Genomic DNA, 12,892 nt, shown 5'->3' on the forward strand with positions numbered 1-12,892 from the left:
AGGATCGGAAGGATCGCAATGCCCGGCCCCATCGCCATCGTCACCGGCGCCAGTCGCGGCGCCGGGCGCGGCATCGCCACCGCCCTGGGGCGCCACGGCTGCACGGTCTATGTGACGGGCCGCTCGCAGACGGCGGGCGATGCGAGCGTTCCGGGCACGATCCACGCCACGGCGGCCGAGGTCACCGCCGCCGGCGGCCAGGGCGTCGCCGTCCGCGTCGACCATGCCGACGACGTCCAGGTGAAGGCCCTGTTCGACCAGGTTCGCGCCGAGCACGGCCGGGTCGACATCCTGGTCAACAACGCCTGCGCCATCCACGACCAGCTGACCGCGCCCGGCCACTTCTGGCAGAAGCCCCTGGCGATCGGCGACATGATCACCGTCGGCGTCCGCAGCGGCTTCGTCGCCAGTTGGCACGCCGCCCCGATGATGGTCGAGCAGGGTCGCGGCCTGATCGTCTTCACCTCCGCGCCGGGCGCGGCGCACTACGTCTTCGGCCCGGCCTACGGCGCGCACAAGGCGGGCGTCGACAAGATGGCGTTCGACATGGCCGTCGACCTGCGCGAGGCCCAGGTCGCGGCCCTGTCAATCTGGATGGGCTCGCTGGCCACCGAGCGCCTGCTGGCGATGATCGCCGCCGAGCCCGCCAAGTACGGCCATCTGGCCGACGCGCTGGAGACGCCGGAATTCACCGGCCACCTGATCTGGGCCCTCTACAACGATCCCGAGCTGATGGCCCTGAGCGGCCAGACCCTGATCGGCGCGGATCTCGGCCGGCGCTACGGCGTCACCGACGCGGGCGGCAAGATCCCGCCCTCGGTGCGCGAGACCCTGGGGATCACGCCGCATGTCCCCCACCCCCACGTCATCCGCTGATCGAGGAGCCCGCCGATGGACGAGACCGACCTGACCCGGCTGCGGCGCGACGTGGACTTCCTGCTGGACCGCCGCGCCATCGAGGACGTGGTTCACGCCCATGCGCGCGGCCACGACCGCTTCGACGTGGACCTGCTGCGCGCCGCCTATCACCCGGACGGGGTCGACGAGCACGGCGCGGCCGCGATCAATTCCGGCCCCGACTATGCCGACTGGGCCAACGCCATCCACGCCGGCGGCTCTCAGCTGTGCCTGCACAACATCACGACCCACAACTGCGAGATCACCGGCGATGTCGCCCATGTGGAAAGCTACGTGCTGGTCGGTCTGCTGAACCCGGACGGCAAGACGGTGCGCCTGATCAACGGCCGCTATGTGGACCGGATGGAAAAGCGCGACGGCGCCTGGAAGATCGCCCTGCGGCGCTGCACGGTCGATCTGCTGATCGCGGGCGACGCCGGCATTCTCTCCCTGCCGCAATTCAAGCAGGGCGGTTTCATCAAGGGCGTGCGTGACGCCGGCGACGTGTCCTACCAGCGCCCCCTGGCGCTCGACACGCCCGTCGAGCGCTGGTGACCGATCAGGCCGCCAGCTTCGACTTCCGCACCGAATAGCCGAAATAGATCAGGCACGCCGCCGCCGCCCACACCGCGAACAGGATCCAGGTGTCGAGCGGCAGCCCCGCGATCAGGTAGCCGCAGAAGGCCACGCTGAGCAGGGGCACGACCGGGTAAAGCGGCACGCGGTAGCCGCGCGGCAGGTCCGGCTGGGTTCGGCGCAGGATGATCACCCCCAGCGAGACGATGGCGAAGGCGATCAGGGTGCCCATGCTGGTGAGGTTCACCAGGGTGTCGAGCGGCACGAAGGCGGCCAGGACGGCGATGAACGCCGCCACGATCCAGGTGTTGAGGTCGGGGCTCTGGGTCTTCGCATTGACCCGCTGGAACACCTTGGGCAGCAGGCCGTCGCGGCTCATGGCGTAGAGGATGCGGGTCTGGCCGTACATGACCACCAGGGTGATCGAGAAGATCGAGACGATGGCTCCGACGCACAGGATCAGCGAGGTCCAGGCCTGGCCGGTCAGGTTGCGCAGGATCACCGCCAGCCCGGCCTCCTGGCCCGCGAAGGCCGTCCAGGGTTGGGCCCCGACGGCGGCCAGGGCCACCAGGATGTAGACGGCCGTGACGATCAGCAGGGACAGAATGATGCCCAACGGCAGGGTCTTGCGCGGGTTCTTGACCTCGTCGCCCGCCGTCGAGACCGCGTCGATGCCGATATAGGAGAAGAAGATCGACGAGGCCGCCGCCCCGATCCCCGCCACGCCCATCGGGGCGAACGGCTTGAGGTTCTCGGCGTGGAAGCCGCTGAAGGCGATGACCACGAAAAAGGCCAGCACCAGCAGCTTGAGCACCACCAGCACGGCGTTGACCGTCACCGATTCCTTCACGCCGCGCAGCAGCAGGATCAGGCACGCGCCCACCAGCACCACGGCCGGCAGGTTGAACACCCCGCCCGCCCCCGGCGCCTTGGCGATGGCGTCGGGCATGCGCCAGCCGATCAGGTCGGAGAACATCTCGTTCAGATATTGCCCCCAGCCCACGGCGATGGCCGAGGCCGACACGGCGTATTCCAGCAACAGGCACGCCCCGACCAGGAAGGCCACGAACTCGCCCAGGGTGGCGTAGGCGTAGGAATAGGACGAACCCGACACCGGGATGGTCGAGGCCAGCTCGGCGTAGCACAGGGCCGTCAGGGCCGCTGTGATCCCGGCGATCACGAAGCTGACGATCACCGCCGGCCCGGCGGCGGGCACGGCCGTGGTCAGGGCCACGAAGATGCCGGTGCCGATGGTGGCGCCCACGCCCAGCATGGTCAGCTGGAACAGGCCGATGGAGCGGTGCAGGCCATCTTCCGGCAGATGCTCGCCGCCCTCGGCGACGACCTGGCCCACGGGCTTGCGGCGGAAGAGATCGGCCGCGCGGAACTGGCCCATGGAGGTCCTCGGAGGTCTGGAAGATGCGGCGGCAAACTAGCCTTGCCACGCCCATCACATCAACTTGCCTGTCGCATCGCGTTCCTTCTCCCCTTGCGGGAGAAGGTGGCCTGCGAAGCAGGTCGGATGAGGGGTTGATAGCCCTGTCCGGAAAGGTCTGAGAGACCCCTCACCCGACCCCACTTCGTGGGGCCACCCTCTCCCGCAAGGGGAGAGGGATCAGTTCTCCTCGAACACCAACGTCCGGGCGAAGAACGGCAGCAGGTCGGTATAGACCCGCCCCGTCTGGCCCCAGGTGCGGTCGCCCCAGCCGCCGACATATTCCTCGGCCTCGTGCGGCACGCCGTATTCGGTGAGCAGGCGCGAGAAGGCCTGGTTGGAGATCACGTGGTCGGGATTGGGATCGCCGCGCGTCCAGTCGAACTTCAGGCCGCGCAGGGTCCGCAGGTTGTCGGCATAGCGCGCCACCGAGCGGTCCAGCAGGAAGCCGTTTTGCAGCTTCTCGGTCAGGGCCGCGTCGACCACCAGCCGTCCGTCGATCTTGCGAGCCGGCAGGTCGGCATAGAGCGGCGGTTTGCCCGGATTGGGCAGGTGGGCCTGGTAGATGGCCGTGAACAGCTGCGAGAACGGATCGGCCTTCAGGTCGTCCAGCGACTTGGCGTTCTGCAGCAGGTCGAAGTTCGGCCGCGACGACATGGTCTGCAGGCCAAGCCCCGTGCCGACCGGATGCAGGGCGTAGACGGCGCCGAACACGTCGGGATGGCGCATGCCGAAGGCGATGGCGCCGTGACCGCCCATGCGGTCGCCGGCCAGCCCCCGCGAATCGCGGCGCGCCAGGGTGCGGAAGCGGCCGTCGGTCCAGGGGACCAGCTCGCCGACCATGAAGTCGCGCCACCGGCCGGTGACCGGCGAATTGGCATAGATCGATCCGCCCAGCGGGGTGCTGAAATCGGCGGCCACCACGATCACCGGTGGGATCACCTTTTCGGCGATCGCCTTGTCGAGCAGGGCCGCGAAGCCTTCCCGGTCGAAGGCCGCGCGCTCGTCCTCGAAGATGTTGTGCAGGTAGTAGATGACCGGATAGCGCCGCCCGGAGGTCTCATAGCCGTCGGGCAGATAGACCCGCACGCGCCGCCGCGGGCTGGTCCCGATCTTGTTTCCCTCGAAGGCCTTCGATGCGACGACGAAGTCGCGGACCTGGCTCTGGGCCAGGACGGGCTGCGCCGTCAGCAGGGTCATGAAGGCCGCCAGCAGCAGGCCGAGCCGGATCATCGGGACTCTCCGTGTCACACCCAGGGAGAACGCCACGCCACTCAACTAGAAGCTCATCAGCACCCGGCAATCGGGCGCATTCGTGGCGCCTAGAGTTCTTTGCTTTGACGCGTTTTCTTCACGCGAACCGGCGTCCACTTCGCTCGAAAACGCTCTACCGCTCGCCCTCGAACATGTAGTCCCGCGTGACCGGCAGGGCGCCGACCTTCTTGGCCACCTGGATCTGGAAGACCATGTGGCCGCCGTAGCGGAAGCCCAGCTCGGCGCCGCACAGATAGAACTCCCACATCCGCCGGAACCGCTCGTCGAACATCGTGGGGATGTCCGGATCGGCCAGGAAGCGCAGGCGCCAGTGCTTGCAGGTCTCGGCGTAGTGCAGGCGCAGGATCTCGATGTCGGTGATCCACAGGCCCGCCGCCTCGACCGCCTGGACGATCTCCGACAGGCCCGGGATGTAGCCGCCGGGGAAGATGTACTTGGCGGTGAAGGCGTTGGTCGCCCCCGGCCCGCTCATTCGGCCGATCGAGTGGATCACCGCGCTGCCGTCGTCGGTCAGCAGGCGCTTGATCGTGTCGAAATAGGTCTGGAAGTTCGGCGCGCCGACGTGTTCCAGCATGCCCACCGAGACGATGCGGTCGAAGGTCTCGTTCAGGTCGCGATAGTCGGTGAGACGGAACTCGACCTGGTCCGACAGCCCGGTCTTCTCGGCCCGTTCCTTGGCCAGGGCCAGTTGCTCGGTCGACAGGGTGACCCCCGTCATCCTGGCCCCATGGTCGGCCGCCAGGGTCAGGGACATGCCGCCCCAGCCCGAGCCGATGTCCAGCACCTTCATGCCCGGCGTGATGTTCAGCTTGGCGCCGATATGAGCCTTCTTGGCGGCCTGGGCCTCCTCCAGGGTCATGTCGGGCCGCGCGAAGTAGGCGCAGCTGTACTGCATGTCGGCGTCGAGGAAGCGCTTATAGAGCTCGTTGCCCACATCGTAGTGGTGGGCGACGTTGCGACGCGAGGCGATGCGGTCGTTGACCGACTGCACCGTGCGCTTGAGCGCCTTCTTGGCCCGTGTGACCGGCGTGCCGCGCTTGGGCGTGCGCCCGCCGCTCTTGCCGACGATCTCCAGCAGGTCCCACAGGGTCCCCTGCTCGATCTTCAGGTCGCCTTCCATATAGGCCTCGCCCAGGCCCAGGCTGGGATTGGCCACCAGCCGGCGCAGGCCCCGGGCGTTGACCCGCATGGTCACGGGCGGCCCCGAGCCGTCGCCGGCCTTGGTCGTCGAGCCGTTGGGAAGGTGAATGGTCAGGTCGCCGACCTTGACCATCTTTTTCAGCAGAGCTTCGATCATGACCGCGACCCTAAAATGCAGGCGCGGCCGCTGGGAAGGCGGAAATTTTCGTCCGCCTCCCCTTGTAATTCGGCTCCCGGGAACCGGTCAGTGCTCGCTGTCCAGATGGGCCATCTGAGCCTCGGCGTAGCGGGCGCCGGCCGCCGCGCCCTTGGGCGCCGCGCGCTCGATGGCGGCCAGATCGGCAGGTGACAGCATCACGTCCAGCGCGCCCAGCGACTCGGAAAGCCGCGCGCGGGTGCGGGCCCCGACCAGCGGCACGATGTCCTGCCCTTGCGCGGCCACCCAGGCGATGGCGATCTGGGCGACGCTGACGCCCTTGGCCTCGGCCACCGTCCGCAGGGCTTCCACCAGCGCCAGGTTCTTGTCGACATTGTCGCCCTGGAAGCGCGGGGAATAGGCGCGGAAGTCGCCCTTGCCCTGGCCCTGGTTCTTGTCCCAGTGGCCGCTGATCAGGCCGCGCGACAGCACGCCATAGGCGGTCATGCCGATACCCAGCTCGCGCAGGACCGGCAGGATCTTGTCCTCCACGCCCCGGGTGATCAGGGCGTATTCGATCTGCAGGTCGACAATGGGATGGACGGCGTGGGCCTTGCGGATGGTCTCGGCGCCCACCTCCGACAGGCCGATGTGGCGCACATAGCCGGCCTGGACCATCTCGGCGATGGCGCCGACCGTGTCCTCGATGGGCACGTTGGGGTCCAGGCGCGCGGGGCGGTAGATGTCGATGTGGTCGACGCCCAGGCGCTGCAGCGTATAGGCCAGGGCCGTCTTCACGGCGGCGGGGCGGGCGTCGTAGCCGATCCAGGCGCCCGAGGGGTCGCGCTGGGCGCCGAACTTGACGCTGATCACGGCCTTGTCGCGTTTCGAGCCCTTCAGCGCCTCGCCGATCAGCATCTCGTTGTGGCCCATGCCGTAGAAGTCGCCGGTGTCGATCAGGGTGATCCCGGCCTCCAGGGCGGCGTCGAGGGTGGCCAGGCTCTCGGCCCGGTCGGACGGGCCGTACATGCCCGACATGCCCATGGCGCCCAGGCCCAGGGCCGAGACGACGGGGCCGGTCTTGCCCAGTTGACGGGTTTGCATGGTGTTTCTCCGTGTTCGATGGCGGGGACTATGCGCCGACGCCGCGCGTGCGATAATCCGTTCATCCCCGCACGAGCTGTTCGGAAATCCGTACAATGGCCCAGCCCGACCTCGCCGATCTCGACGCCTTCACCGCCGTGGCCCGGGCGCGTGGCTTCCGGGGCGCGGCCGCCTTGCGCGGGGTCTCGGCCTCGTCGCTGTCCGAAGCCGTGCGGCGGCTGGAGGCGGATCTGGGGGTGCGCCTCCTCAACCGCACCACCCGCAGCGTCACCCCGACCGAGGCCGGCGAGCGGCTGCTGGCCCGGCTGACGCCCGCCCTGGCCGACGTCACCCTGGCGCTGGACGAGGTCAACGCCTTCCGCGACAGCCCCACGGGGGTGCTGAAGCTGAACGTGCCGGGCGCGGTGTCGCGGATCGTCTTTCCGGACCTGATCCCGCGCTTCCTGAAGGCGCACCCGGGGATTCGCGTCGAGGTCACGGCCGACGACGCCTTCGTCGACGTGCTGGCCGCCGGCTATGACGCGGGCGTTCGCTACGACGAGCGGCTGGAGAAGGACATGATCGCCGTGCCCCTGGCCGGGCCGCAGCGGTTCGTGGTGGTGGGCTCGCCGGCCTATTTCGCCGCGCACGGCCGTCCGACCCACCCGCGCGAGGTGCTGGACCATGCCTGCATCCGCCACCGCTTCACCCATGGCACGAGCTACGCCTGGGAGTTCGAGAAGGACGGCGAGACGATCCGCGTCCAGCCCGAGGGACCGCTGGTCACCAACAGCGGCGAGCTGGAAATCGCCGCCGTCGAGGCGGGCCTGGGCCTCTTGGCCACCTTCGAAGGCTTCGTGGCCGGAAGCATCGCGGCGGGCCGGATGGAGACGGTGCTGGACGACTGGCTGCCGCCATTCAGCGGGCCGTATCTCTACTATCCCAGCCGCCGGCACATGCCGGCGCCGCTGCGGGCGTTCGTGGACTTCGTGAAGGCCGAGCGGCGGTAGGCGTCCAACCGCCGCGATGCAGAATCCATCGAGACAGGGTGAAATCTGCCCCCAACGCCCCGCGCTAAGCGTCGCATTAGAAAGGCTGTCCTTGCTTCCGCGCCCTGCGGGGCGTAACGGGTCCGCGCCTGCCGTCGTCTGGCGGGCAAGTCATGAATTGGAGGCTGCGATGGGTTACCGGGTCGCCGTGGTCGGCGCCACGGGCAATGTGGGCCGTGAGATGTTCAACATCCTCGAGGAACTGAAATTCCCCGTGGACAAGATGCATGCGATCGCGAGCCGCAAATCCATCGGCGTGGAAGTCTCGTTCGGCAGCCAGACCCTCCACTGCGAGGACCTGGAGCAGTTCGACTTCTCCACCGTCGACATCGTGCTGATGAGCGCCGGCGGCGCCATCGCCAAGGCCTGGGGCGAGAAGATCGGCGCCGCGGGCGCGATCGTCATCGACAATTCCAGCCACTTCCGCATGGACCCGGACGTGCCGCTGGTGGTGCCGGAGGTGAACCCGGACGCGGTCAACCACCTGCCCAAGAACATCATCGCCAATCCCAACTGCTCCACCGCCCAGCTGGTGGTGGTGCTGGCCCCCCTGCACGCCGAGGCCAAGATCAAGCGCGTGGTCGTGTCGACCTACCAGTCGGTCTCGGGCGCGGGCAAGGAAGGCATGGACGAGCTGTGGGACCAGACCAAGGGCGTCTACGTCCTGGGCGCCCCGCCGCCCAAGAAGTTCACCAAGCAGATCGCCTTCAACGTCATTCCGCACATCGACGTCTTCATGGAAGACGGCTTCACCAAGGAAGAGTGGAAGATGATGGCGGAGACCAAGAAGATCCTGGATCCGTCGATCAAGCTGACCGCCACCTGCGTGCGCGTGCCGGTGATGGTGGGCCACTCCGAGGCCGTGAACATTGAGTTCGAGACCCCGCTGGACGAGGACGACGTGCGCGAGATCCTGCGCGACGCCGACGGCGTGGTGGTGGTCGATAAGCGCGAGGACGGCGGCTACATGACGCCCAAGGAATCGGCCGGCGAATTCCCGGTCTATGTCTCGCGCATCCGCACCGACTCGACGGTCGAGAACGGCATCGCGCTCTGGTGCGTGGCCGACAACCTGCGCAAGGGCGCGGCCCTGAACGCGGTGCAGATCGCCCAGCTGCTGCACGAAAAGGGCCTGATCAAGCAGAAGCTCCCGGCCTAAGCCGACCTCCGCAACAAGCGGGTGGACGATTTAAGGGCTCCCGGGACATCAGGTCCCGGGAGCCCTTTTCGTTTGGCCGCCCCGCTGCTTCGAACACAGCGTTTCTTCGAACCACAGGACACGACGCCATGACGGCGGACTTGAGCAAGACGGGCCCCGACGAGGGTCGCACCGCGCTGATCGCCGGGGTGGGCTGCTACCTGCTGTGGGGCTTCCTGCCGCTATATTTCCACCTGCTGTCGAACCTGGGCGTCGGCTCCTGGGAGATGATCGCCCACCGCACCCTGTGGTCCGCGCCATGGGCGCTGCTGTTCGTGCTGCTGGCCAGGCAGGGCAAACAGGTGCTGGCCGTGCTGCGCCAGCCCAAGACGCTGGGGATCCTGGCCCTGTCGACGGCGGCGATCTTCATCAACTGGTCGATCTATGTGTTCGCGGTCAACGCCAACCACGTGATCGAGGCCAGCCTCGGCTATTACATCAACCCGCTGATGAACATGGCGGCCGGCGCCCTGCTGTTCCGCGAGCGGATCAGCCGCGAGGGCGCGATCGCCATCGGCCTGGCGACGGTGGGCGTGGCGATCCAGACGCTGGCCCTGGGGCACCTGCCGGTGATCTCGCTGGGCGTGGCCTTCAGCTTCTGCCTCTACGCCATCCTGCGCAAACAGGTGAAGGCCGACGCCCAGACGGGTCTTTTCATCGAATGCGCCTACCTGGCGGTTCCGGGCCTGCTCTACGTGCTGCACCTGCATGCGACGGGCGTCGGCCACTTCGGATCGGCGACGGGCGTCACGACCCTGCTGATGCTGGCCGGGCCGGCCACCGTGGTGCCCCTGGTGCTGTTCGCCTGGTCGGCCCGCCGCATGCCGCTCAGCGCCATGGGCTTCCTGCAGTTCATCGCGCCCACCATCCAGTTCCTGATCGGCGTCCTCCTGGGCGAGGCCTTCACTCCGCTGCGGGCCCTGTCGTTCGTGTTCATCTGGCTGGGCGTGGCGGCCTTCGCCTACGGGGCGTGGAAACGGACGCGGGTGCTGGCGCCGGCCTAGAACCGCCGGGCCACGCCCACCGCCACCTCCAGGTCCGGCGTGTCGTGGTTGAGGCCGACATAGGCGCCGGCGTCCCATTGCAGGTCGGGAAGACTCCTGGGCGTCCAGGCGGCCGTCAGGTCGAAGCTGGCCGAGGTGACATGGCCGGACGGGTCCTCGTCGCGGTCGGCCCACAGCTCCACGCCCAGCGACACCGGGCCGAACGAACGCCCCACCCCGACCGCGCCGCCGAAGCCCGCGTGGCCGCCCGAACCGTCGGCGTCGGGCCGGACGTCGACCTCGGGGGCCAGGGCCAGGGACCAGTCGGCGTCTAGCGGCAGGCTGACGGGCGCGATCACCCCGCCCTGCCACTTGCCGCCGCCGATCCCATCGGCGCCGACCGGAGCGGTGACGAAGGGTTGCAGCGCCACGGAAACCCCGTCGCCGCCCGGGTTCCGCAGCGACCAGCGCAGGGCGAGATTGACGTCGCCGACACCGTCGACCGTCGAGGTCGCGCCCGACGCCCGGTCCTTGTCGCGGATGCGCTCATAGGCGGTCCAGCTGACCTGGCCTTCGACGGTCGAGGTCAGGCCCAGCCGCAGTTCGACGCCGCCGAGCGCGATGTGGTCCGTCGAGGTTCCGCCGCCCCGGCTCCAGGCGCCGTCGGCGATGCCGAGCTCTGCCTGGAAGCGGCCCGCGTCCAACACGCAGGGCGGCGAGCCCTTGCCCGGACGGTCGGCGCAGAAGTCGCGGGGCGCGTCCTGGGCTCGGGCGACGCTCGCCGACAACAGAATCAGGCCGGTGATCGTCGCAAACGCCCGCATGCCTGTCCCTCCAGATCTACAGCGCCGAATAGGCCGCCTGGATCAAACGCACGGGACGCGGATCTCCGATCAGCTCGGTCCCCTGCCGGTTCATCACATAGGCCCCCGACAGGCCGCGCGACGGGTCGGCGAAGGCGCACGAGCCGCCCCAGCCGCTATGGCCGAAGGCGTCGGGCGTCGGGCCGTAGAAGAAGTTGGGCGTGTTGCGCATGAAGCCCGCGCCCCAGCTGATCGTGAAGGGCAGCACCAGGTCCTGGCCGACGATCCGCTCGGCCCGCGCCAGCTCCATCGTCTGCGGCGACAGCACCTTCACGCCGTCCAGCGAGCCGCCGCTGGCCAGGGCGCCCATCAGCCGGGCCAGGGCCGGGGCGGTGGCGTGGCCGTTGGCCGACGGGATTTCGGCTCGCCGCCAGTCGGCCGTGCCGCGCCCGCCCGGGGCGGCCCACTTGGTCATGAAGGCGGCCTTCACCGCCGCGTTGATCTCGCCGAACTTGGGCAGGGCCGTTGGGCGCATCAGCTCGGCGCAGCGGTCGTGCTCGCTGTCGGGCAGGCCGATCCAGAGGTCCAGGCCCAGGGGTTCGGCCAGGTCCTCGCGCAGGGCGGTCCCCATGGTGCGGCCGTCGACCCGGCGGAAGATCTCGCCGGCCGTGAAGCCGAAGGTGACGGGGTGATAGCCGCTGGCCGAGCCGATCGGCCACAGCGGGGCCTGGGCGGCCAGCTTGGCGGTCGTGGCCTGCCAGTCGAACCAGATCGACGGATCGGTCTCGTCGGGAAAGCCCGACAGCCCGTCCTGGTGCGACATCACCTGGCCGACGGTGACGTCCTGCTTGCCGGCTTGCGCGAACTCCGGCCAGACCGAGGCCACGGTCTGGTCATAGGAGAGCCGGCCCTGGTCGACCAGGCGCGCGATCAGCAGGGCGGCCACCGCCTTGGTGGTCGAGAACAGCGGGGTCAGGGTGTCGGGCCCGAAGGCGACCTGATGCTTGCGGTCGGCGAACCCGCCCATCAGGTCGACGACGATCTCGCCCTCGATGGCCAGGCTGAAACGAGCGCCCAGCTCCGAGCCCTCGGCGAAATTGGCGGCGAAGGCGTCGCGGACGGCGGAGAAGCGGTCGGGGCAGAAGCCGGTGATGTCGACGGTCATGGGCTTGCTCTAACCCGAGCGCCCAAGGCTGTCATCCGCCAGCAAAATCCTCCCCCTCAGGGGGAGGTGGCCCAGAGGGCCGGAGGGGGTTCGCCGCGCAGGGGCCCCCCCCCCCCCCCCCCCCCTCGCCGCGCAGGCCCCCTCAGTCGCTTCGCGCCAGCTCCCCCAGAGGGGGAGCATTGGAGGCCTTTAAGCCAGCCGCTCGATCCGAACCGTCGGCGAGGTCTGCTTGATCCGCGCGGCCATGCCCACGATGGGCAGTTCCGGAGCGTTCCAGATGTTGGCCGCCGTCACCGTCTCGGCGACGCCGCCCACGGCGCGGGCCAAGCCGTACGAGATCGTCTGGCCTTCCAGGATCGAGGCGGCGTAGAGGGCGGTCAGCAGGTCGCCTGTGCCGCTGGGCGAGCGTTCGGCCTTGGCGTGGGCGGCCAGCCAGGCCTCCTTGCGGTCGACATAGACCACGCCGATCTCGTTTCCTCTGTGTACGGACGACACCAGGGTCGGCTTGTTCAGCAGCCGGCCGGCGCGCACTGCGGCCTGGGGGTCTCGCGAGTCCGTGCCCGTCAGGCGCTGCAGCTCCCAGGCGTTGCAGGCCACCACGTCGGCGCGCGGGATCAGCTCGGCGGCGATGGCCTCGGCCACCTCGGCGGGCACATAGAGGCCCTTGCCGGCGTCGCCCATCGTGGGGTCGATGATGATGGTCGGCTTGCGCGCCGTGGCGCCCTGCGGCGGGTTCTCGCGCGGCGAGGCGCGGACGGCGTCGATGGTGCGGGCGGCCGCGCGCACCTGGGCGGCGCTGGCGAAATAGCCGGTGATGACCACGTCGGTCAGGCCGAACAGCCCGTTGGCCTCGATGCCGTCGAGCATGCCCTCCATCACCTCGATGGGCGCCGGCGCCCCGCCGGGAATGCCCCAGCCGGGGTGGCGGCCATAGAGCACCGTCGGCACGACCATGGAATCGATGCGGAACTGCACGAGGGCGGCGGCCTGGGCCGACGCGCCCACCCGGCTGCCGGCGACATGGCTGGAGATGATCAAAGCAAGCGGCATGACAATGCGATTAGCCGAGCATTGAGGACTTGAATAGGGCAAGCGCGACAGTGAGTGGCGCGCGCGTCACCGAACGACGTTATCGATCATTCCGTGCACGCC

General features: G+C 69.0%; 12 protein-coding genes. 5 read left to right on the forward strand and 7 right to left on the reverse strand.

Going from position 1 to position 12,892, the window contains the following annotated elements; translation table 11 throughout:
- Window positions 1-18 precede the first annotated feature (18 nt).
- Both AC07OA_RS04565 and AC07OA_RS04570 read left to right on the forward strand, forming a co-directional pair.
- Window positions 19-876, forward strand: coding sequence for an SDR family NAD(P)-dependent oxidoreductase (locus AC07OA_RS04565; RefSeq protein WP_494662572.1), 858 nt, complete (start codon window positions 19-21; stop codon window positions 874-876).
- A gap of 15 nt (window positions 877-891) precedes the next feature.
- Entirely contained in the window at window positions 892-1,452 is a 561-nt protein-coding gene (locus AC07OA_RS04570; protein WP_494662573.1) for a nuclear transport factor 2 family protein, read from the forward strand.
- 4 nt (window positions 1,453-1,456) lie between these two features.
- Here AC07OA_RS04570 and AC07OA_RS04575 read toward each other — a convergent pair whose 3' ends face one another.
- The 4 genes from AC07OA_RS04575 to AC07OA_RS04590 form a co-directional block, all read right to left on the reverse strand.
- A complete protein-coding gene (locus tag AC07OA_RS04575) occupies window positions 1,457-2,869 on the reverse strand; it encodes an amino acid permease (protein ID WP_494662574.1) in 1,413 nt (470 codons plus the stop codon).
- A gap of 219 nt (window positions 2,870-3,088) precedes the next feature.
- Complete coding sequence (locus AC07OA_RS04580) at window positions 3,089-4,141, reverse strand: alpha/beta hydrolase-fold protein (RefSeq protein WP_494662575.1); 1,053 nt, start codon at window positions 4,139-4,141, stop codon at window positions 3,089-3,091.
- A gap of 154 nt (window positions 4,142-4,295) precedes the next feature.
- A complete protein-coding gene (locus tag AC07OA_RS04585) occupies window positions 4,296-5,480 on the reverse strand; it encodes a class I SAM-dependent methyltransferase (protein ID WP_494662576.1) in 1,185 nt (394 codons plus the stop codon).
- A gap of 87 nt (window positions 5,481-5,567) precedes the next feature.
- Window positions 5,568-6,563: an aldo/keto reductase gene (locus AC07OA_RS04590; protein ID WP_494662577.1), complete on the reverse strand. Its 996-nt coding sequence runs from the start codon at window positions 6,561-6,563 to the stop codon at window positions 5,568-5,570.
- A 95-nt stretch (window positions 6,564-6,658) separates the two neighbouring features.
- Here AC07OA_RS04590 and AC07OA_RS04595 point away from each other — a divergent pair, with 95 nt between their 5' ends.
- The 3 genes from AC07OA_RS04595 to rarD all read left to right on the forward strand — a co-directional run bounded on the left by AC07OA_RS04595 (window position 6,659) and on the right by rarD (window position 9,793).
- Window positions 6,659-7,552 (forward strand): LysR family transcriptional regulator, encoded by an 894-nt coding sequence (locus AC07OA_RS04595; RefSeq protein WP_494662578.1) that lies wholly within the window; start codon window positions 6,659-6,661, stop codon window positions 7,550-7,552.
- Between the two features lie 169 nt (window positions 7,553-7,721).
- Window positions 7,722-8,750: an aspartate-semialdehyde dehydrogenase gene (locus AC07OA_RS04600; RefSeq protein ID WP_494662579.1), complete on the forward strand. Its 1,029-nt coding sequence runs from the start codon at window positions 7,722-7,724 to the stop codon at window positions 8,748-8,750.
- Window positions 8,751-8,878: 128 nt separating this feature from the next.
- On the forward strand, window positions 8,879-9,793 hold the full coding sequence (rarD, locus tag AC07OA_RS04605) for an EamA family transporter RarD (protein ID WP_494662580.1): 915 nt from the start codon (window positions 8,879-8,881) through the stop codon (window positions 9,791-9,793).
- Here rarD and AC07OA_RS04610 read toward each other — a convergent pair.
- The 3 genes from AC07OA_RS04610 to AC07OA_RS04620 form a co-directional block, all read right to left on the reverse strand.
- On the reverse strand, window positions 9,790-10,596 hold the full coding sequence (locus tag AC07OA_RS04610; RefSeq protein ID WP_494662581.1) for a transporter: 807 nt from the start codon (window positions 10,594-10,596) through the stop codon (window positions 9,790-9,792). The two genes, rarD and AC07OA_RS04610, sit on opposite strands and share 4 nt — an antisense overlap.
- 16 nt (window positions 10,597-10,612) lie before the next feature.
- On the reverse strand, window positions 10,613-11,740 hold the full coding sequence (locus tag AC07OA_RS04615) for a serine hydrolase domain-containing protein (RefSeq protein ID WP_494662582.1): 1,128 nt from the start codon (window positions 11,738-11,740) through the stop codon (window positions 10,613-10,615).
- A 189-nt stretch (window positions 11,741-11,929) separates the two neighbouring features.
- Window positions 11,930-12,790, reverse strand: coding sequence for a bifunctional hydroxymethylpyrimidine kinase/phosphomethylpyrimidine kinase (locus tag AC07OA_RS04620; RefSeq protein ID WP_494662583.1), 861 nt, complete (start codon window positions 12,788-12,790; stop codon window positions 11,930-11,932).
- Window positions 12,791-12,892 lie beyond the last annotated feature (102 nt).

This window comes from Caulobacter sp. GW821-FHT09B08, from assembly GCF_059418225.1.

Bases quoted from the DNA above. Each gene is read 5' to 3' on its own strand.
- AC07OA_RS04565 (WP_494662572.1), top strand. From the start codon at position 19: ATGCCCGGCCCCATCGCCATCGTCACCGGCGCCAGTCGCGGCGCCGGG.
- AC07OA_RS04570 (WP_494662573.1), top strand. From the start codon at position 892: ATGGACGAGACCGACCTGACCCGGCTGCGGCGCGACGTGGACTTCCTG.
- AC07OA_RS04575 (WP_494662574.1), bottom strand. From the start codon at position 2,869: ATGGGCCAGTTCCGCGCGGCCGATCTCTTCCGCCGCAAGCCCGTGGGC.
- AC07OA_RS04580 (WP_494662575.1), bottom strand. From the start codon at position 4,141: ATGATCCGGCTCGGCCTGCTGCTGGCGGCCTTCATGACCCTGCTGACG.
- AC07OA_RS04585 (WP_494662576.1), bottom strand. From the start codon at position 5,480: ATGATCGAAGCTCTGCTGAAAAAGATGGTCAAGGTCGGCGACCTGACC.
- AC07OA_RS04590 (WP_494662577.1), bottom strand. From the start codon at position 6,563: ATGCAAACCCGTCAACTGGGCAAGACCGGCCCCGTCGTCTCGGCCCTG.
- AC07OA_RS04595 (WP_494662578.1), top strand. From the start codon at position 6,659: ATGGCCCAGCCCGACCTCGCCGATCTCGACGCCTTCACCGCCGTGGCC.
- AC07OA_RS04600 (WP_494662579.1), top strand. From the start codon at position 7,722: ATGGGTTACCGGGTCGCCGTGGTCGGCGCCACGGGCAATGTGGGCCGT.
- rarD (WP_494662580.1), top strand. From the start codon at position 8,879: ATGACGGCGGACTTGAGCAAGACGGGCCCCGACGAGGGTCGCACCGCG.
- AC07OA_RS04610 (WP_494662581.1), bottom strand. From the start codon at position 10,596: ATGCGGGCGTTTGCGACGATCACCGGCCTGATTCTGTTGTCGGCGAGC.
- AC07OA_RS04615 (WP_494662582.1), bottom strand. From the start codon at position 11,740: ATGACCGTCGACATCACCGGCTTCTGCCCCGACCGCTTCTCCGCCGTC.
- AC07OA_RS04620 (WP_494662583.1), bottom strand. From the start codon at position 12,790: ATGCCGCTTGCTTTGATCATCTCCAGCCATGTCGCCGGCAGCCGGGTG.